This window comes from Streptomyces sp. HUAS 15-9 (genome assembly GCF_025642155.1).
Lineage (GTDB): Bacteria > Actinomycetota > Actinomycetes > Streptomycetales > Streptomycetaceae > Streptomyces.
The window spans coordinates 5686537-5704423 of the sequence record NZ_CP106798.1 but is presented as its reverse complement, the minus strand read 5'-3'; the positions used below and the strand labels follow the sequence as shown (position 1 = coordinate 5704423).

The window sequence follows — 17887 nt, the reverse complement described above, 5'->3', positions numbered from 1 at the left end:
TAAGGATAGCCGGGCCTCAGGGGTGCCCTGTCACACCCGCACCCCCTATCCACCCCCTACAGGCAACGCTCAGGGCTGCAACAGTCTCGGTGACAGCGCACCGCACGGCACCAGGTCCAGCTCGGCGCCCGCGTCGCGCAGATCGGTCAGTACCAGTTCGTCGTACATCAGCAGCCCGGTCTGCTCGGGCCAGACCACCGCCCACAGCCACAGTCCGCGCGCCTCGCCGGCGAACACGGCGCGGTCGTCCGGGGAGCCGGTGACATGCCAGAGCGGGGCCGGACGGCCGGCGGCCAGAACCTTGGCCTGGGGTGGCTTCTCGACGTTCATGTACGGCCCCGGGTCCGGGCCGTCGATACCGGCGTAGCGCGCACCCAGACCGACCCCCAACTCCTCGGCGACCAGGATCATCTCGCCCATGCCGCCGAGCGGACCGGGCCCCGAGCAGGCCACCGCGGTCGCCCGGCCGCCGCTGCGGTCGTCGCCCGCACAGGCCACGCCCGTGAACAGCCATCCCACCGGCAGCGGCCATGGCATCCAGACCGGCACCTGGGTGCGATGCACCACCACGCCGAGGGCCTCGACGCTGGGCGGGATCACGGGCTGCACCGGATGCACGGTCCCGTGCACATCGCACTGCCACGAATCGGCGAAGAGTCCGGGAGCCCTGACCCGGCCACCACACTTCGGGCAACTGGGTTCGCCCCTCATAGGGCCCCACGGTCCTACCCCCGCTCCCCCACGTCAAGGACGATCACCCGTCCGGACGGAACCGGTCACCACGCAGAACAAGATGCAACTTGCATTAGTTAGTCGATCTAACTTACTGTGTGCATATAGCAACTATCTTCTCGTCGGGACCCTCGCAAACGCCTCGTCGGAACCCTCGGGATCGGAGAGAACATGGACGTTTTCGACGCGGGTGCGGGCGGCATCCTGCGGCAGCCCAAGGCGGTCCGGGCGACGGCCGGAGCCTCGGTCGTCGCCTTCATGGGCCGAACTGGCCCTGGGCGTGTCGGACGCGCCGCGGCCCGTGGCGAGCGCGGGCTACAACTTCGTGCGGTGGTTCGCGGCCACCGCGGCGCCCTGCTTCGCGCCGAAGATCGAGGAGTGGACCGACGCACATCCCGTTCGTGGTCGCGGCGGTCACCGCGGTGCTGGGCGCGCTCGTCGTGCTCGTACGGCGTGAGTCCCTCACGAACGAGGCCGAGGAGCTGCAGACCGAGCACGCCACCGAGGACGGCGTCACGGTCTTTGCCAACTGACCGATTCCGGACTTGCGTTGGTGAGATCGGTCACTCGCGCGTGCGTCGCCGTCAGTCGAGCGGGACGGTTCTGCGAGCGGGATCCCGCAGATCCGTCCCGTTCGCGAGCCAGCGCTCCATGAGCGCCTGGGCGCCGTGCACGCGCTTCCAGGCGGCCTCGTTCGGAGTCATCGGGAGCAGCGGCAGGAACCGTACGGGATCCATCGGCTCGTCGAGCTCCAGATCCTCGACCAGCCCGCCCGGCTCACCGACCAGGACCGAGGTGAACGGGGCACCGGGCCACAGGGGTTCGCCCACGTCGAGGGAGGCGCCCGAGGTCACGACCACACCCTCCACCTGCGGGGACGCGCCGAGGACGGCGAGCGGGCGCAGCACCTTGTCGGTGTCGGCGACGCCGGCGCGCACGGAGAGGACCAACTCGGCGCGGGGTCCCTCGACCGGGTCGGCGAGCATCGCCGTGGGGTCCGACATGGGACGCGCGGACATACCGAGCGTGGCGTAGCGGACGATGTCGCCCTCCTGGAAACGGAGCACCTCGATGCGGTCCGTACCGAGGAAGGTGACCGCGGCGCGCGCGCCCGGTTCTCCGAACGTGGTGCTCAACCGCGCCTCGACAAGAGGAAGAACATCAACCATGCGGTGAGCATAGAACTCGTCAGTACCGGGCAAAGCCGCGCCTTGACACTATGGGCGGCTGATACTCTGAGCCGGTGGTTCGGGACAGCACGCAGAAGCGTCGCGATCGGGTCCCGACGCCGACGAGACTCCCTTACGAGGGACCGGCCGGAGGAGGTGGGGCTGCGATGGACCGAAGTCGACCGTGCAGTACTACCCGCTCTTCCTGCCGTTGAACTAGCTGCTTCGGCTCGTCTGCCTGGCTGCCGCCTCTCGCATGCGTGCACGTTCCAGTCGTCGCACGGAAGAGCACTTCGTTTCGTTTTGCCTGATCTGCCTGATCTGTATCAGTAGCCGAATCAGCAGCGAAGCCCGCCACCGCGACGGAGCGGTGCTCCCCGCTTTGTGGACGTGCCAAACATCCCGTAGCACGGACGTCCTCATTCCGGGCAGTTCCACCCGTCGCAGCGGTCCTTGCACGCCTCGCTGCTCGTTGCGAAGGAGCCTGCCATGTCGATGATCCGCGACCTGCGTGCCGTGGTCCGTCCCTCCCGTCCCTCGCTGCGCAAGAGCAGCCTGCGGACGGACACGGGCGCGTACGACACCACTCGCGACCCCTCGACGCCCTCGGCCGTCGTCGACTGCGCGGTGTACCGCGACGGCGCCCGGGTCGAGAGCGCCAAGCCGATGAGCCCGCACGAGGCGATGCGACTGGTGCGCCGTGACGGAGGGTTCGTGTGGATCGGTCTGCACGAGCCGACCGAAGCCGAATTCGCCGGTATCGCGAGCGAGTTCGGGCTGCACCCGCTGGCCGTCGAGGACGCGGTGCAGGCGCACCAGCGCCCGAAGCTGGAGCGCTACGACGACTCCCTCTTCACCGTCTTCAAGACCATCCACTACGTCGAGCACGACCAGCTCACCGCCAACAGCGAGGTCGTGGAGACCGGTGAGGTGATGTGCTTCACCGGCCGGGACTTCTTCATCACCGTCCGGCACGGCGGGCAGGGCTCGTTGCGGGCGCTGCGCCACCGGCTCCAGGACGACCCCGAGTTGCTCGCCAAGGGTCCCTCGGCCGTGCTGCACGCCATCTCCGACCATGTCGTCGACGGTTACATCGCGGTCGCGGACGCGGTGCAGGACGACATCGACGAGGTGGAGACCGAGGTCTTCTCTCCCGCCCGCAGGGGCGGGGTGTCGCGCGGTGTGGACTCGGCGCGGATCTACCAGCTCAAGCGTGAGGTGTTGGAGTTCAAGCGCGCGGTCTCGCCGCTCCTGCGGCCGATGCAGCTGCTGAGCGAGCGTCCGATGCGGTTGGTCGACCCGGACATCCAGAAGTACTTCCGGGACGTCGCCGACCACCTGGCCCGTGTCCAGGAGCAGGTGATCGGCTTCGACGAGCTGCTCAACTCCATCCTCCAGGCCAACCTCGCGCAGGCCTCGGTCGCGCAGAACGAGGACATGCGCAAGATCACGGCCTGGGCGGCGATCATCGCCGTGCCGACGATGGTGTGCGGTGTGTACGGCATGAACTTCAAGTACATGCCCGAGCTGCACTGGAAGTACGGCTACCCGGTGATCATGGGCGTCACGGTGGCCCTGTGTCTGGGCATCCACCGCACGCTGAAGCGCAACGGCTGGCTGTGAGGGCGGGGCGCGCGGCTAGGCTGAATGCATGACAAGCGAGCTGCTCGACCAGGCCCTCGTCGAGGAGGCCACGAAGAAGTCCGGCCTCATCTGGGTCAAGGGCACCGGCGCCCCGGCCGCCCGTGCGCTCTGGCACGTGTGGCACGAGGGTGCGGTGTGCCTGGTCGGTGACGGGCCCGGGGAGCAGCCGCTGCCCGGGCTGGCCGACGGGGGCTTCGCCGAGGTGACCGTGCGCAGCAAGGACAAGGGCGGCCGGCTCGTCTCCTGGACGGCGTCCGTGTCCGAGCCTGCGCCCGGCTCCGCCGAGTGGGAGGCGGCGGTGGCCGAACTCAAGGGCAAGCGCCTCAACGCACCGGACGGCGAGGCGATGACCGCCCGCTGGGCCCGCGAGTGCCGGGTGCTCCGCCTGACCCCGACGGGCACCACGACCCCCCTCCCCTCCACCAGCCTGGCCGAGTCCCCCCTGCCGACCCCGGCCACGACCCGCCGCCCGATCCCGGCGGCCCTCCCACGCCTTCTCGCGGGGCGACGCAAGCGCAGGTGACTCCACCGCCGGCCCGTTGGTGCCGGTGCGGCAAGGCAGTGCGACCCGGGCGGTGTCGGTGCTTCCGTCCTACGACGCTTCCGTCCTACGACGTCGGGAGTTGCCTCCCGTAGTCGACGGTCTCGTTCTTCGGGGGCTGGGTCACGGTGAAGTCCTTGCCCCAGTCGGAGAAGCTGAGCGTTCCCGCGCTGCCGCCGCGGACCAGTCGGAGCGGGTACGGCTTGCCCTGCAGGGAGACGTCCAGCGTGCCGCCGGAGCCCTTGTCGCCGGTGATGCGGATGGTGCGGGTGCCCGACTGCTCGTGGTGCCCGTCCGTGGCCAGCGTGCCGTGCAGGGTCAGCAGGCCGTCGAGGAGTACGGCCTTGTCCGTGAAGCCGCTGAACTTCTTGTACGCGGGATCGCCCTGCGGCACCTTCACGTACTTGCCGTCGAGCTTGTCCGCCGTGTCCCCGCCCTTGCCGGCGGCGCCGTCCGCGTGGCTCCAGAAAGCCGCGTCGGCCTTCAGAAACAGCTGCTCACCGATCCGCAGGACATGGAAGGTCGTCCCCTCCGAAGTGACCGACCCGATGCCGCCCTGCGGCTTCAGGCGCATGTCGAGCCGGTAGGTGTGCCCACGGGTGACGACCGTCCCGGACAGCCGCACCGCGTCCACGGAACCGGCGGCCGCCTTCGTCCTGCTCTGGACCTTCGCCGCGGACAGCTTGCCCACGCCGTTGGTGCCCGCGTCCGGATCCTCGTTGCACGCAGCGAGCGCCGCCGTTCCCGTCATCACCAGTGCGCACGTCGCGCTCACGAGCACGGCGCGGCGGATACGGCCCTGGGAAATCGCAGTCACAGGTGGGGCTGCCCTTCTGACGGGTCCTGAGCTGAGTACCGCAGCGTACCCGGGAGGCACCCGCCAGGCGGAGCCAGTCCGTCCGGACCGCTCACCAGGGCGTGCCCGATCAGGACGGGCTAGCCTGAAGCCCACCGAGCGGGCAAATCGGGAAAGGAACGCGACCCCCAGCACTCCTGTACATAAACTCCTGTACATAAAGGGAGCACAGTCATGGCAGCCGGCGCCCCCCGGATCTTCGTCTCGCATCTCGCCGCTGTCCCCGTCTTCGATCCGAACGGCGACCTGGTGGGACGCGTGCGCGACCTCGTGGTCATCCTCCGGGTCGGACGACGTCCCCCGCGGCTGCTCGGGCTGGTCGTGGAACTGCCCACCCGGCGCCGCATCTTCCTGCCCATGACCCGGGTGACCAGTATCGAGTCCGGCCAGGTCATCGCCACCGGCGTGCTCAACGTCCGCCGCTTCGAGCGCCGGCCCACCGAACGGCTCGTCTTCGGGGAACTGCTCGACCGGCGCGTCAAACTCGTCGAGACCGACGAGGAGGTCACCGTCCTGGACGTCTCCGTGCAGCAGCTGCCGGCCCGCCGGGACTGGGAGGTCGACCGCGTCTTCGTCCGCAAGGGGAAGAAGGGCAGCGCGTTCCGGCGGGCCAAGGGGGAGACGCTCACCGTCGAGTGGTCCGCCGTCACCGGGTTCTCCCTGGAGGAGCACGGTCAGGGCGCCGAGAGCCTGCTCGCCACCTTCGAGCAGCTGCGCCCAGCCGACCTCGCCAACGTCCTGCACCACCTCTCCCCGAAACGGCGCGCCGAGGTCGCCGCCGCCCTCGACGACGACCGGCTCGCCGACGTCCTGGAGGAACTGCCCGAGGACGACCAGATCGAGATCCTCGGCAAGCTGAAGGAGGAGCGCGCCGCGGACGTCCTGGAGGCCATGGACCCGGACGACGCGGCCGACCTGCTCGCCGAACTCCCGGAGGCCGACAAGGAACGGCTGCTGAGCCTGATGCAGCCCGCCGACGCGGCCGACATGCGCCGCCTGATGTCGTACGAGGAACACACCGCCGGCGGCCTCATGACCACCGAGCCCGTCGTACTGCGCCCGGACGCCACCGTCGCCGACGCCCTCGCCCGTGTCCGCAACCCGGACCTGTCCCCCGCCCTCGCCGCCCAGGTCTACGTCTGCCGCCCGCCCGACGAGACGCCGACCGGCAAGTACCTGGGCACGGTCCACTTCCAGCGTCTGCTGCGCGATCCGCCGTACACCCTGGTCAGCTCGCTGGTCGACGACGACCTGCAGACACTCGACCCCGAGGCCACCCTGCCGATCATCGCCGGGTTCTTCGCCACGTACGACATGGTGGCGGCGCCCGTGGTCGACGAGGCCGGTTCGCTGCTCGGCGTGGTCACCGTGGACGACGTACTGGACCACATGCTCCCCGACGACTGGCGGGAGACGGAGTTCCACCTGGACGGGGAGACGGAACAGGCGGCGGGAGCGGGAGCGAACGAGGGGGCGGGCGCGCATGGTTCCTGAGCGCGAGTCCGCCGCCCGCGAGCGCACCCTGGTCGGCGCCACCGCCGCCACCCGGCCGCGCACGCCCCGGCTCGACCAGCCGCGGCCGCCGCGGCGCCGGATCATGCCCGAGTGGGACCCGGAGGCCTTCGGACGGCTGTCGGAGAAGATCGCGCGCTTCCTGGGCACGGGACGCTTCATCGTCTGGATGACCGTCGTCATCATCCTGTGGGTGCTGTGGAACATCACCGCACCGGCCGTCCTGCGCTTCGACAGCTACCCCTTCATCTTCCTGACCCTGATGCTGTCCCTCCAGGCCTCCTACGCGGCCCCGCTGATCCTGCTCGCGCAGAACCGGCAGGACGACCGCGACCGCGTCAACCTCGAGCAGGACCGCAAGCAGAACGAGCGGTCCATCGCGGACACCGAGTACCTCACCCGGGAGATCGCCGCGCTGCGCATGGGCCTCGGCGAGGTGGCGACCCGGGACTGGATCCGTTCCGAGCTGCAGGACGCCGTCAAGGACCTGGAGCAACTGCGGCGCCACGACGGACACCCCGCATTCCCGGCAGAACGGATGGATCGCTCGGCCGAACGTGACGCAGAAGACCACTGAGGGGCTACCCGGACGCCGTACGGATCGCCGTACCATCGTCCTTATGGCTACGGAAGACGCGGTGCGCGAAGCACTGGCGACGGTGAACGACCCCGAGATCAACCGCCCCATCACCGAACTGGGCATGGTCAAATCCGTGGAGATCGGAGCGGACGGGGCGGTCGCGGTCACCGTGTACCTGACGGTCTCCGGCTGCCCGATGCGCGAGACGATCACGAAACGCGTGACCGACGCGGTCTCCCGGGTCGAGGGCGTCACCCGCGTCGACGTCACGCTCGACGTCATGAGCGACGAGCAGCGCAAGGAGCTGGCGAACGCCCTGCGCGGCGGCCAGGCCGAGCGCGAGGTCCCCTTCGCCAAGCCCGGCAACCTGACCCGGGTGTACGCGGTCGCCTCCGGCAAGGGCGGCGTCGGCAAGTCCTCGGTGACGGTGAACCTGGCGGCGGCGATGGCCGCGGACGGCCTGCGGGTGGGCGTGGTCGACGCCGACATCTACGGCCACAGCGTGCCGCGCATGCTGGGCGCGGACGGCCGTCCGACCCAGGTCGAGAACATGATCATGCCGCCGTCCGCGAACGGCGTGAAGGTCATCTCGATCGGCATGTTCACCCCGGGCAACGCACCGGTCGTCTGGCGCGGTCCGATGCTCCATCGCGCGCTCCAGCAGTTCCTGGCCGACGTGTACTGGGGCGACCTGGACGTGCTGCTGCTCGACCTGCCGCCCGGCACGGGCGACATCGCCATCTCGGTCGCCCAGCTGATCCCGAACGCGGAGATCCTGGTCGTGACGACCCCGCAGCAGGCCGCCGCGGAGGTCGCCGAGCGCGCGGGCTCCATCGCCGTCCAGACCCACCAGAAGATCGTCGGCGTGGTCGAGAACATGTCCGGCCTGCCCTGCCCGCACTGCGGAGAGATGGTCGACGTCTTCGGCACGGGCGGTGGCCAGACGGTGGCCGACGGCCTGACCCGCACCACCGGCGCGACCGTCCCCGTCCTCGGCAGCATCCCGATCGACGTCCGCCTGCGCGAGGGCGGCGACGAGGGCAAGCCGGTCGTCCTGACCGACCCCGAATCCCCGGCGGGCGCGGCGTTGCGGTCGATCGCAGGGAAGCTGGGCGGACGCCAGCGGGGCCTTTCGGGGCTGTCGCTGGGGATCACCCCGAAGAACAAGTTCTAGGGTCCTGGGGTCTTCCACGACCCTGTGCCGAGGGGCGCCGCTGTGCAGCGACGCCCCTTTGTGCATGTCCCTGTCGGCTACGCGTACGCCGAGATGTCCTTGATCATGGCGAAGCCGAGGCCGTACGCGCTCATGCCCCTCCCGTACGCCCCCACGTGCACCCCTTCCTGCGTCGACCCGGCGAGCACCCAGCCGAATTCGGACTCCCGGTAGTGGAAGGGAGTCGGCACGCCGTCGACGGGCAGGGACAGGGTCGACCAGTCCGGGCCGGTGAGGTCGTCCGCGAGGACCCACGCCGTCTCGGTCTGCTGCTCCAGCCAGTCGTCACGGAGGCTGTGGTCCATCTGGCCGGGCCAGGTGAAGGACAGCAACCCCACACCGGCCAGCCAGGCCGCCGAGGAGACCGTGGTGGCCTCCAGGAAGCCCGTGCCGTCCGCGCTGCGCCGGGAGGGGTTCGCCGCGACGGTCACCACGACGGCGAACTTCTCCCGGGGCTCCGTCGCGGAGCCGACCGCGTACTCGTTCTTCACGGAGGGCTCGTCCCCGTGCCCGATCGAACCGTGCTCGACGGCGCCGTCGGCCGCCGTACCGACCTGCATCAGCCAGCGCGGCCCCGTGAAGGCCTCGTCGAGGCCGTACCACGGGAAGGGCGCCAGCAGGTAGCCGTCGACCGTACGCCGGGCGTAGGGGGCCTGCCGGCCGCCCTCCGCATCCGGCGCCTGCGCGACCGCCCCACTTGTCGTCTCCATGTGCCCGGACGCCTCCTCGCTCTCGTCGGACCGGGGTGGCCCGCCCCCCTTCGGGCGTACTCGTCCGGTCCGCACAACAACTCGGCAGCATATCCACACCGCCACGAGCAGCAGGGAAACCGCCCGCCGCGTGGGTCGCACGCGCGGCCGGTTCACGTCGCACGGGGCGCATGCGCGGTATGAAACGCGTCACGTCCCGGCGCAGGGGCGCACCGGGACGCGCAGTTCACGGGCGTAGGACGGTCAGGTGGCGTCCGCGTCGAAGGGCGGGCGCTCGTCCTTGGCGGGGTCTTCGGGCTTCTTCGTCATGTCGATGCGGCCACCGGACGAGGACGAGGAGGACGAAGGGGACGAGGACGAGTCCGTGGCGCGGCTGTTGACCGCGTCCGTGACCTCGGCCATCTCCTTCTTCAGGTCGAAGCCGTTGCGGATCTCCGTCAGCCCCAGGTCGTCGTTGTCCAGCTGCTTGCGGATGAACGTCTTGGGGTTGAGGTCCTCGAACTCGAAGTCCTTGAACTCCGGGCCCAGCTCGGACCGGATGTCGTGCTTGGCGCTCTCCGAGAACTCGCGGATCTTCCGGATGGTACGCGTGACGTCCTGGATGACCTTCGGGAGCTTGTCCGGACCGAAGACGAGCACGGCGAGCACGACGATCGTGACCAGCTCGAGCGGTCCTATGTCATTGAACACCTGAAGCTCCTTGCGATGTCCTCGGTCCTCGGCCCTCGGCGGTCTGTGTCACTGGTGTTCCGTGGTCCGGGCCGGGTCCACGGTACCCGGCGGACCTGTCCGACCGGTACCGTCCCGAGGTGTCCGAGCGCGTGTAGCGCACCGGTTTTTGGGGTTATTTGCCTTGTGGGGCCATGTGCCGGGCTTCACCTGTGAGGTCTCTGTCAGCTGTGGTCGGACGATCCGAGCACCAGCGCGACCGACCTGTGCCCGCCGTCGCGCTCGACGGTCAGCCGCAGCCGGTCGCCGGGGCGGTGGGCCCGGGTCTTCACGATCAGTTCCTCCCCCGAGTGGACCGGCTGGCCATCCACCTCGGTGATGACATCGCCCGACCGGAGTCCGGCCCGGTCGCCGGGCCCGCCGGTGGCGACCGCGGGTGAGCCCTTGGCGCCCTTGACGCCGATACGGGCCCCGTCGCCCGTGTAGCCCATGTCGAGAGTGATCCCGATGACCGGGTGGGTCGCCTTCCCCTTGTTGATCAGTTCCTCGGCGACCCGCCTGGCCTGGTTGACCGGGATGGCGAAGCCCAGGCCGATCGAGCCGGCCTGCCCGTCTCCCGAGCCCGAGGCGCTGTCGGCGGACCGTATGGCGGAGTTGATGCCGATGACATGGGCCTGCGAGTCGAGGAGGGGTCCGCCCGAGTTGCCGGGGTTGATGGGCGCGTCGGTCTGCAGGGCGTCGACGTACGACACGTCGCTCCCGTCCTCGCTCTCCCCGCCGGCCGTGATGGGCCGCTCCTTGGCGCTGATGATGCCGGAGGTGACGGTGTTGGCGAGGTCGAAGGGGGCGCCGATGGCGACGACCGGGTCGCCGACCTGGACGTTGTCGGAGTTGCCGAGCGACAGGGGCTTGAGCCCGTGCACCCCGGTCACCTGCACGACGGCGAGATCGTAGCCGGTGTCCCGGCCGACGATCCTGGCCTTGGCGGTGTCCCCGCTGCTGAAGGTCACCGATATCTCGCCGCCCGACGCGGCGAACTCGACGACATGGTTGTTGGTGAGGATGTGGCCGCGTGTGTCGAGCACGAAGCCCGTGCCGGTGCCCTGCTCGTTGCTGCCTGTCACATGGAGCGTGACCACGCTCGGCAGCGCACGGGCGGCGATGCCGGCCACGCTGTCCGGCGCCCGCCCGGCCGGCACCTTGCCCGTCTGCGGCAGCTGAATGCCCCCCACGCCGCCGTTGCGCTCCAGATAGGCCCCCACGGCCCCGCCGGCGGCCCCGGAGACGAGGGCGAGCACCAGGGCCCCACCGACGAGGGCCCGCCTGGCCCGCTTGCGGCGCTGCTGCTGGGTGGGGACCGCGGCACCGTTCTGCTGGAGGGGGGCGTGGGCGGATGCCTGGGCGGCGGACCAGGGGTCGTAGCGGTGCCAGGGATCGGGATGCGGGGTGACGGCCTGTTCCGCGGGGGGCGGGAGCGGTGCGTCGTGGGGCACGGGGGTCGCCGGGGCGGGGACCGGTGAGCCGTGCGAGGCGTGCGGCGGCCCGGGGGCGGGCGTGGGCAGCGTCGTGCCGTGCGCGGGTGTGGCCGCCGGATGCTGGACCGGTGGAGCGGGTGCCCAGGGGCCCGGCTTGCCGTACGGCGGCGTGCTGTACGGGTCGGGGTCGTGCAGCGGCCTGGGTCGGTCGGTGGCGGACGGTACTGCGGGAGCGCCGGGCTCGGGCGCGGCGGTGCCGGGCGCCGCGTCGAGCCGGGGGGCGTCGAGCGCGGCCGGTGTGTCGACTCGCTCCTCGACGCCCTGCCCGGGGAAGCCCGCGTCGTGCTCCGGGTCCGGACGCGAGGGCGCCTCGAGTTCGAAGTCGCCGTCGGCGGGAGGCGCGGGGCGGGCCGGCTCGAAGTCAACCTCATTGTCGTCCGGCACCGGAACCGCGGCCGGGGCGTCCCCGGCCTCCGGAACCTGCGGCCGAGGCCGACTCCACCACTTCGCCTTGGCGGGCTTCGTCGGTTTTCCCTCGTTCATGCTCTCCCCACAGCCGGCCGCGGAACGTCGACTCCGCGCCCGGAAACTTCGCCGCGGGCACGGCGCTCACCGGATTCAACCAGGTTCGGGGGACAGCGCGCAGCGACCGGTCAGGGGGCCGTGTGAGACGGGGAGGAGGGGGTGGGAGCGGAGGTGGTGTCGGGGACGGGTGCGGCGAGCAGGCCGGGGCCGGTGACCTCGGGGGCCGAGGACCACGAGGTCAGGGCGACCGGCGGGGTCGTACCGAGCGGACGTATCAACGGGGACATGGCGGCCGCGCCGGCCTCGACGGGCGCGGTCAGCTTGTGCATGGCGTCCTGGCCCTGCCCGGTGGCGGGGGACGGCACCCCGGGCACCAGAGGCGCGGACATCGAGGTCGGCACCGCGGGAGTCCCTCCGAGCAGCGTGCCCTGGGCGAGCAGCGGCCCGGCCGAGCGGCGGCGCTGGGTGTCGGGCGCGGACGCCGGTCCTCCGCCCTGGGTGCGGGCCGGGGTGACATTGCTGCCGTTGCCGGAACCGCCGCGGGCGTCCGCCGCCGTGTCGCCCGGGATGCCCGTGGTCACGCCGCCCAGCGCGACCGCGGCCAGGGACACCGCCCCGGCCGCGACGAACGCGAACCGCAGCCCGCGCGAGGCGGACCGGTCGGCGTCGGGGCGGCCGACGGGGTGGATGCGGAAGCCGCCCTCGGCGGCGGAGGGTGAGGTGTGGGCGGCGGGGACATAGCCGAACTCGAACCGGTCGGGGCGTCTCATCCCGAAGCCCCCGGTGTCGGAGGTACGTCCGGACAGGCCGGTGCCGCCCAGCGGCGAGCCTCTGTCGTCATCGTCGCCGCCACCGGGGAGTTCCTGGAGGCGGGCCAGGAAGCTCTCGGACGGCGGGGGCGGGGCCGCCTCCGCGAAGACGTTCTTCAGCCGGCGCTGGGCGTCCGCCTCCGCCTTGCACTTGGGGCAGGTGGCGAGGTGGGCCAGGACGCGGTCACGCGACTCATGACCGAGTTCCCCGTCCACGAGGGCGGAGAGCCGGTCTCCCAGGTGCTGCTCTGCGAGGCGTGGCCCGGCAGGTTTGGGTCGTGATCCACTCACGCGGGCGCGCCCCCTCCTCCCAGTGCGGGCACGCGAGCCACGAACGAGCGCCGCTCGGCGGCCCGGGCCTGAGGGGAACGGTGGGCGAGGGCCTTGCGCAGCTGTGAGCGGCCGCGGTGGATCCGGGAGCGGACCGTGCCCAGCTTCACGCCGAGGGTCGCGGCGATCTCCTCGTACGACAGTCCTTCGATGTCGCACAGGACGACCGCGGCGCGGAACTCGGGCGCGAGGGTGTCGAGGGCCTGCTGGACGTCCGCGTCGAAGTGGGCGTCGTTGAACACCTGCTGCGGGGTCGGCTCCTTGCTGGGCAGACGCTCTGCCGCGTCCTCGCCCAGGGCGTCGAAGCGGATGCGCTGCTTGCGCCGGACCATGTCCAGGAACAGGTTCGTGGTGATGCGGTGCAGCCAGCCCTCGAAGGTGCCCGGCGTGTAGGTCGACAGGGAGCGGAAGACACGGACGAAGACCTCCTGGGTGAGGTCCTCGGCGTCGTGCTGGTTGCCCGTGAGGCGGTAGGCCAGGCGGTAGACCCGGCCGCTGTGCGTGCTGACGATCTCCTCCCACGTGGGCGGAGTCCATGCCTGAGCGTCCGCGTCGGTGGAGAACGTCGCGGTTCGGTCCGGTCCGGCGGCGGAACCAGCGGCGTGGCTGGGGTCAGCAGCGGTGTCGTTCACGGATTTCGGCCTGCCCGCCGATCCGAGAAAGCGCCGTAGCACTCCTCCCCGATCCACAGGCTCAGCCGCACCTCCCCTGTCGGCTCTGGTGGTGTCCAGTGGAGCCCCTACCATAGCCACCTCGCCCGTTAGCTCCGGATAAGCGGTTTTACGAGAATTTGATCTGGGCTGATACGGCTCATACGGCTGCGTCAGCACTTGCTCGGCGTCCTGGTCCATCCCTTACCCCCCGTCGGGTCCCCCCACCACTCGCTCATCCCTTTAAACGCCCGGTCCCATCTGCGGGTTCCCGGGGCCAACGGATACAGTCACGCCGAGGCAACCACGGGGACAGGAGAGGGTCATTACCGGCAACCGGCAGACGAGCTGGGCGTTCGCCGACGCCTTTGTCGCCGAGGACGACGCGCTTCGCTGGGCCCGTGAGCGGGCCCGGGAGGCGGGCCTGCGCTCGGTGTCGCCCGGCACGGGCGCCGCGCTGCGTCTGCTCGCCGCCTCCGTGGACGCCAAGGCGGTCGCGGAGATCGGCACCGGCTGCGGGGTGTCGGGGATCCATCTGCTGAACGGCATGCGGCCGGACGGCGTGCTGACCACCGTGGACCCCGAGCCGGAGCACCAGCAGTTCGCCCGGCAGGCCTTCCGTGCCTGCGGCTTCGCCAGCAACCGGGCCCGCTTCATCCCCGGCCGCGCCCTGGACGTCCTGCCCCGGCTCGCGGACGCCGGCTACGACCTCGTCTTCTGTGACGGCGACCGCCTGGAGTACCTGGACTATCTCGCCGAATCGTTGCGTCTGCTCCGGCCGGGTGGCGTGGTGGCCTTCGAGGGCGTCTTCGGCAACGGCCGGACGGTCGACTCGGGACCGCAGCCCACGGAGGTGCTGCGGCTGCGCGAGCTGCTGCGGACGGTGCGCGAGAACCCGGAGCTGGTGCCCTCACTGCTGCCGGTGGGCGACGGCCTGCTGTGCGCCGTCAAGCGCTGAGTACGCCGTCAAGCGCTGACCGCGGCGCCCGGCGGTATGCGCGCGGTTGACGGACGTACACCCCGGAACGCAGCTGCCCCGGCACCGCGTACGGTGCCGGGGCAGCTGAAAGGGTATGGTCGCTGGCGCCTCAGACGACGACCTTCTTGAGGGCGTCGCCGAGCGCCTCGGCCTCGTCAGGGGTCAGCTCGACGACGAGCCGACCGCCGCCTTCGAGCGGAACGCGCATGACGATGCCCCGCCCCTCCTTGGTCACCTCGAGCGGGCCATCGCCCGTCCGCGGCTTCATGGCCGCCATGCTCGTTCCCCTTCCTGAAACCAGCTCATCGTCTGCCGACGGCCCTGGAGGGCACGCGCGATCCGTGTGGGACACGCGACACCGGCATCGAACACATTGCTTCCAAGCCATTATCCCGCATCTCAGGACCCGATGACCAACATCAGTCGGCATCGCTTGGGCAACGCGCGCGAGCAAAACCACTCAATTCGGCGATGTGACTGCGATACTGCGCCACCGCACGGACATCGGCCGACGAAAACCGTGGCGGATTTCTTTGACGCAGGTCACACGTCGGGTCCGGCCCGTGGACGGGGTTCTCCGCCATGCTGTCCTCAGACAACGGCGTACCGAGCGGTACGTCAGAGCCGCCACACCAGAGGGGATACGCCATGGCCGACACCGTGCTCTACGAGGTGACCGACGGGCTCGCGACGATCACGCTGAACCGCCCCGAGGCGATGAACGCGCTGAACATCGCGGCCAAGGTCGCCCTGCGGGACGCGGCACAGGAGGCGGCGGGCGACGCGTCCGTACGGGCGATCCTGCTCACCGCCGCCGGGGACCGGGCGTTCTGCGTGGGCCAGGACCTCAAGGAACACATCGGGCTGCTCGCGGCCGACCGCGAGACGGGGGCCGGGCAGACGATGACCACGGTGAAGGAGCACTACAACCCCATCGTGCGGGCCCTCACCGGGGCTGCGAAGCCGGTCGTCGCGGCGGTGAACGGGGTCGCGGCCGGGGCCGGCTTCGGTTTCGCGCTGGCGGCGGACTACCGAGTGGTGGCGGACACCGCGGCCTTCAACACGTCGTTCGCCGGGGTGGCGCTGACCGCCGACTCCGGGATCTCCTGGACGCTGCCGCGGGTCGTGGGCCCCTCGCGCGCCGCGGACCTGCTGCTCTTCCCGCGCAACATCAGCGCGCAGGACGCGTACGAGCTCGGTATCGCCAACCGGCTCGTGCCGGCCGCCGAGCTGCGGGCCGAGGCCGAGAAAGTCGCCCGGAAATTGGCCGACGGACCGACGGTGTCCTACGCGGCGCTCAAGGAGTCGGTCGCCTTCGGGCTCACGCACTCCCTGGACGAGACGCTGGACAAGGAGGACGAGCTGCAGACCCGTGCGGGCAGGTCCGAGGACCACGCGATCGCGGTGCAGGCGTTCGTGAACAAGGAGAAGCCGAAGTATCTGGGCCGGTGACGGACGGCCGTCGGCCGAGACGGGTGCGTGCCGGGGCTGCCGCCCCCGCACCCCCGCTGCGGCCCGAACGGCGAGCCGCCTCGTCCTCACCCGCCGGTCGGGGTGTTCCGGCTCGCGCAGCCTTCCAGGTGGTCGTTGACCAGTCCGCACGCCTGCATCAGCGCGTAAGCCGTCGTCGGGCCTATGAAGCGCAGGCCCCGCTTCTTGAGGGCCTTGGACAGGGCCGTGGACTGCGGGGTGACCGCGGGGACGTCGGAGAGCGTCTTCGGGGCCGGACGGGCGGCCGGGTCGGGGGCGTGGGACCAGATCAGGCTGTCCAGCTCGCCCGGGGACCACTCGGCGAGCACGCGCGCGTTGGCGAGGGTGGCGTCGATCTTGGCGCGGTTGCGGATGATGCCGGGGTCCACGAGGAGGCGTTCGCGGTCGTCGTCCGTGAAGGCCGCGACCTTTTCGATCCTGAAGTCGGCGAAAGCGGCCCTGAAGCCCGGCCGGCGGCGCAGGATCGTGATCCACGACAGGCCCGACTGGAAGGCCTCCAGGCTGAGGCGCTCGTAGAGCGCGTCGTCGCCGTGGACGGCGCGGCCCCACTCCTCGTCGTGGTACGTCACATAGTCGTCGGTGGACAGCGCCCACGGGCAGCGCGGCGTGCCGTCGGGGCCGGCCAGGGCGGTGCCGTCGCTCACCGCTGGTCCCCCTGGCCGGGCTTGTCCAGCCGGACGTGCGCGGCGGCCTGGGCACCGGCCAGCGCGGACTCCAGGTCCGCGATACGGGCGTCCCGCTCGGCGAGTTCGGCGCCGAGGCGGCCGAGGGCGTCGTCCACGTCCGCCATGCGGTAGCCGCGGGGGGCGAGCGGGAAGCGGAGGCTCTCCACGTCCGCGCGGCCGAGGGGGCGGTCCGGGGGCAGCGAGTCGTCGAGGCGCTCGGGCGCGACCTCGGGCAGGGGGCCGGTGGCGCCCTCGCCGCCGCCCACCACGGCGAGTGTCACCGCGGCGACCACGACGGCGAGCGCGATGACCAGGAACAAGAACATAACCATCGCTGGGTCCCCACGCTCTGTAGTACTCGGTCTCGAAAGTCTCTCGCTCCGATCGTGCCATGCGAGTCTGACAGTTAGGGTCACAGGCGGGCGCGGGGCGGGACACAAGCGGGACTCACTGGAAGAGGTCACAGGGGATGCTCAGGCTGGGCAGGCGGGAATTCGAGCCGCACGAGCCGGTGATCATGGCGATCGTGAACCGGACCCCGGACTCCTTCTACGACCAGGGGGCGACCTTCCGTGACGAGCCGGCGCTCGCGCGCGTCGAGCAGGCGGTGGCCGAGGGTGCCGCGATCATCGACATCGGCGGGGTGAAGGCCGGGCCCGGGGACGAGGTGAGCGCCGAGGAGGAGGCGCGGCGCACGGTCGGCTTCGTGGCCGAGGTACGGCGGCGGTTCCCCGACGTGATCATCAGCGTGGACACCTGGCGGGCCGAGGTCGGGCAGGCCGTGTGCGAGGCCGGGGCGGATCTGCTGAACGACGCCTGGGGCGGGGTGGACCCGGCGCTGGCCGAGGTCGCGGCGCGGTACCGGGTGGGGCTGGTGTGCACGCACGCGGGGGGCGCCGAGCCGCGGACCCGGCCGCACCGGGTGACGTACGACGACGTCATGGCCGACATTCTCCGGGTGACCGTGGGACTGGCCGAGCGTGCGGTGGCACTGGGTGTGCCCCGCGAGTCGGTGATGATCGACCCCGGTCACGACTTCGGGAAGAACACCCGGCACAGCCTTGAGGCGACCCGGCGGCTGGACGAGATGGTGGCCACGGGATGGCCGGTGCTGGTGTCGCTGTCCAACAAGGACTTCGTCGGGGAGACACTGGACCGGCCCGTGAAGGAGCGGGTGTTGGGGACACTGGCGACGACCGCGGTGTCCGCGTGGCTCGGCGCCCAGGTGTACCGGGTCCACGAGGTGGCCGAGACGAAGCAGGTCCTGGACATGGTGACGTCGATCACGGGTCACCGCGCGCCGACAGTCGCGCGCAGGGGGTTGGCGTAGGCGCTCC

The 17887-nt window shown here is 71.0% G+C and carries 19 protein-coding genes and 1 pseudogene; 9 read left to right on the top strand and 11 right to left on the bottom strand.

From position 1 onward, the window contains the following. Positions 1-69: 69 nt before the first annotated feature. Positions 70-711 carry a DUF6758 family protein gene (locus tag N8I87_RS26455; RefSeq protein WP_263212294.1) on the bottom strand — a complete coding sequence of 214 codons (642 nt, stop codon included), beginning with the start codon at positions 709-711 and terminating at the stop codon, positions 70-72. Positions 712-991: 280 nt separating this feature from the next. On the opposite strand from N8I87_RS26455, the pseudogene N8I87_RS26450 reads away from it, so the two are divergent. Then, positions 992-1265, top strand: a pseudogene (locus N8I87_RS26450) (MFS transporter); the annotation flags it as partial. A gap of 51 nt (positions 1266-1316) precedes the next feature. On the opposite strand, the gene N8I87_RS26445 reads toward N8I87_RS26450, so the two are convergent. Further along, positions 1317-1901, bottom strand: coding sequence for a suppressor of fused domain protein (locus N8I87_RS26445; RefSeq protein WP_263212293.1), 585 nt, complete (start codon positions 1899-1901; stop codon positions 1317-1319). Positions 1902-2390: 489 nt separating this feature from the next. Between N8I87_RS26445 and N8I87_RS26440 the strand changes: the two genes are divergently transcribed. Further along, complete coding sequence (locus tag N8I87_RS26440; protein ID WP_263212291.1) at positions 2391-3524, top strand: magnesium and cobalt transport protein CorA; 1134 nt, start codon at positions 2391-2393, stop codon at positions 3522-3524. 28 nt (positions 3525-3552) lie between these two features. Then, positions 3553-4068 carry a hypothetical protein gene (locus N8I87_RS26435; RefSeq protein ID WP_263212290.1) on the top strand — a complete coding sequence of 172 codons (516 nt, stop codon included), beginning with the start codon at positions 3553-3555 and terminating at the stop codon, positions 4066-4068. An 85-nt stretch (positions 4069-4153) separates the two neighbouring features. Here the strand turns inward: N8I87_RS26435 and N8I87_RS26430 are convergent, their stop codons facing one another. Continuing rightward, entirely contained in the window at positions 4154-4903 is a 750-nt protein-coding gene (locus N8I87_RS26430; protein WP_263212288.1) for a hypothetical protein, read from the bottom strand. Positions 4904-5116: 213 nt separating this feature from the next. Here N8I87_RS26430 and N8I87_RS26425 point away from each other — a divergent pair, with 213 nt between their 5' ends. From N8I87_RS26425 to N8I87_RS26415, 3 genes are read left to right on the top strand one after another with little or no spacing between them, the layout of a single operon-like run. Beyond that, entirely contained in the window at positions 5117-6436 is a 1320-nt protein-coding gene (locus N8I87_RS26425) for a magnesium transporter MgtE N-terminal domain-containing protein (protein ID WP_263212286.1), read from the top strand. Continuing rightward, on the top strand, positions 6426-7031 hold the full coding sequence (locus tag N8I87_RS26420; RefSeq protein ID WP_263212284.1) for a DUF1003 domain-containing protein: 606 nt from the start codon (positions 6426-6428) through the stop codon (positions 7029-7031). The genes N8I87_RS26425 and N8I87_RS26420 overlap by 11 nt, the downstream gene beginning before the upstream one ends. Positions 7032-7074: 43 nt before the next feature. After that, positions 7075-8208: an Mrp/NBP35 family ATP-binding protein gene (locus N8I87_RS26415; protein WP_263212283.1), complete on the top strand. Its 1134-nt coding sequence runs from the start codon at positions 7075-7077 to the stop codon at positions 8206-8208. A 77-nt stretch (positions 8209-8285) separates the two neighbouring features. Here N8I87_RS26415 and N8I87_RS26410 read toward each other — a convergent pair whose 3' ends face one another. From N8I87_RS26410 to sigE, 5 genes are all read right to left on the bottom strand, one after another. After that, positions 8286-8957 (bottom strand): hypothetical protein, encoded by a 672-nt coding sequence (locus N8I87_RS26410; protein ID WP_263212282.1) that lies wholly within the window; start codon positions 8955-8957, stop codon positions 8286-8288. A 243-nt stretch (positions 8958-9200) separates the two neighbouring features. Continuing rightward, the gene (locus N8I87_RS26405; RefSeq protein ID WP_263212281.1) at positions 9201-9647 is read right to left on the bottom strand and encodes a sec-independent translocase; all 447 of its coding nucleotides are present in this window, start codon (positions 9645-9647) and stop codon (positions 9201-9203) included. 203 nt (positions 9648-9850) lie between these two features. Beyond that, positions 9851-11644: a S1C family serine protease gene (locus N8I87_RS26400; protein WP_263212280.1), complete on the bottom strand. Its 1794-nt coding sequence runs from the start codon at positions 11642-11644 to the stop codon at positions 9851-9853. A gap of 110 nt (positions 11645-11754) precedes the next feature. Continuing rightward, entirely contained in the window at positions 11755-12726 is a 972-nt protein-coding gene (locus N8I87_RS26395) for an anti-sigma factor family protein (RefSeq protein WP_263212279.1), read from the bottom strand. Beyond that, on the bottom strand, positions 12723-13439 hold the full coding sequence (gene sigE, locus N8I87_RS26390; RefSeq protein WP_263212278.1) for an RNA polymerase sigma factor SigE: 717 nt from the start codon (positions 13437-13439) through the stop codon (positions 12723-12725). The genes N8I87_RS26395 and sigE overlap by 4 nt, the downstream gene beginning before the upstream one ends. 235 nt (positions 13440-13674) lie before the next feature. Between sigE and N8I87_RS26385 the strand changes: the two genes are divergently transcribed. Continuing rightward, on the top strand, positions 13675-14373 hold the full coding sequence (locus N8I87_RS26385; RefSeq protein WP_317633567.1) for an O-methyltransferase: 699 nt from the start codon (positions 13675-13677) through the stop codon (positions 14371-14373). 130 nt (positions 14374-14503) lie between these two features. Here N8I87_RS26385 and N8I87_RS26380 read toward each other — a convergent pair whose 3' ends face one another. Then, the gene (locus N8I87_RS26380) at positions 14504-14671 is read right to left on the bottom strand and encodes a DUF3117 domain-containing protein (protein ID WP_018544333.1); all 168 of its coding nucleotides are present in this window, start codon (positions 14669-14671) and stop codon (positions 14504-14506) included. A gap of 371 nt (positions 14672-15042) precedes the next feature. Between N8I87_RS26380 and chcB the strand changes: the two genes are divergently transcribed. Beyond that, positions 15043-15846, top strand: a complete 804-nt coding sequence (gene chcB / locus N8I87_RS26375; protein ID WP_263212274.1) for a 2-cyclohexenylcarbonyl CoA isomerase — start codon at positions 15043-15045, stop codon at positions 15844-15846. Positions 15847-15932: 86 nt separating this feature from the next. On the opposite strand, the gene N8I87_RS26370 is transcribed toward chcB, so the two are convergent. Beyond that, on the bottom strand, positions 15933-16529 hold the full coding sequence (locus N8I87_RS26370) for a DNA-3-methyladenine glycosylase I (protein WP_317633492.1): 597 nt from the start codon (positions 16527-16529) through the stop codon (positions 15933-15935). Next, a complete protein-coding gene (locus tag N8I87_RS26365) occupies positions 16526-16882 on the bottom strand; it encodes a DivIVA domain-containing protein (protein WP_263212273.1) in 357 nt (118 codons plus the stop codon). Before N8I87_RS26365 ends, N8I87_RS26370 begins: the two co-directional genes overlap by 4 nt. A 137-nt stretch (positions 16883-17019) precedes the next feature. Here N8I87_RS26365 and folP point away from each other — a divergent pair, with 137 nt between their 5' ends. Beyond that, the gene (gene folP / locus N8I87_RS26360) at positions 17020-17880 is read left to right on the top strand and encodes a dihydropteroate synthase (protein ID WP_263212271.1); all 861 of its coding nucleotides are present in this window, start codon (positions 17020-17022) and stop codon (positions 17878-17880) included. The last annotated feature ends 7 nt before the right edge of the window (positions 17881-17887 follow it).

What these genes read in the sequence shown, in the direction of transcription:
- N8I87_RS26455 (WP_263212294.1), bottom strand. Translation starts at nt 711, where the DNA reads ATGAGGGGCGAACCCAGTTGCCCGAAGTGTGGTGGCCGGGTCAGGGCT.
- N8I87_RS26445 (WP_263212293.1), bottom strand. Translation starts at nt 1,901, where the DNA reads ATGGTTGATGTTCTTCCTCTTGTCGAGGCGCGGTTGAGCACCACGTTC.
- N8I87_RS26440 (WP_263212291.1), top strand. Translation starts at nt 2,391, where the DNA reads ATGTCGATGATCCGCGACCTGCGTGCCGTGGTCCGTCCCTCCCGTCCC.
- N8I87_RS26435 (WP_263212290.1), top strand. Translation starts at nt 3,553, where the DNA reads ATGACAAGCGAGCTGCTCGACCAGGCCCTCGTCGAGGAGGCCACGAAG.
- N8I87_RS26425 (WP_263212286.1), top strand. Translation starts at nt 5,117, where the DNA reads ATGGCAGCCGGCGCCCCCCGGATCTTCGTCTCGCATCTCGCCGCTGTC.
- N8I87_RS26420 (WP_263212284.1), top strand. Translation starts at nt 6,426, where the DNA reads ATGGTTCCTGAGCGCGAGTCCGCCGCCCGCGAGCGCACCCTGGTCGGC.
- N8I87_RS26415 (WP_263212283.1), top strand. Translation starts at nt 7,075, where the DNA reads ATGGCTACGGAAGACGCGGTGCGCGAAGCACTGGCGACGGTGAACGAC.
- N8I87_RS26410 (WP_263212282.1), bottom strand. Translation starts at nt 8,957, where the DNA reads ATGGAGACGACAAGTGGGGCGGTCGCGCAGGCGCCGGATGCGGAGGGC.
- N8I87_RS26400 (WP_263212280.1), bottom strand. Translation starts at nt 11,644, where the DNA reads ATGAACGAGGGAAAACCGACGAAGCCCGCCAAGGCGAAGTGGTGGAGT.
- N8I87_RS26380 (WP_018544333.1), bottom strand. Translation starts at nt 14,671, where the DNA reads ATGGCGGCCATGAAGCCGCGGACGGGCGATGGCCCGCTCGAGGTGACC.
- chcB (WP_263212274.1), top strand. Translation starts at nt 15,043, where the DNA reads ATGGCCGACACCGTGCTCTACGAGGTGACCGACGGGCTCGCGACGATC.
- N8I87_RS26365 (WP_263212273.1), bottom strand. Translation starts at nt 16,882, where the DNA reads ATGGTTATGTTCTTGTTCCTGGTCATCGCGCTCGCCGTCGTGGTCGCC.
- folP (WP_263212271.1), top strand. Translation starts at nt 17,020, where the DNA reads ATGCTCAGGCTGGGCAGGCGGGAATTCGAGCCGCACGAGCCGGTGATC.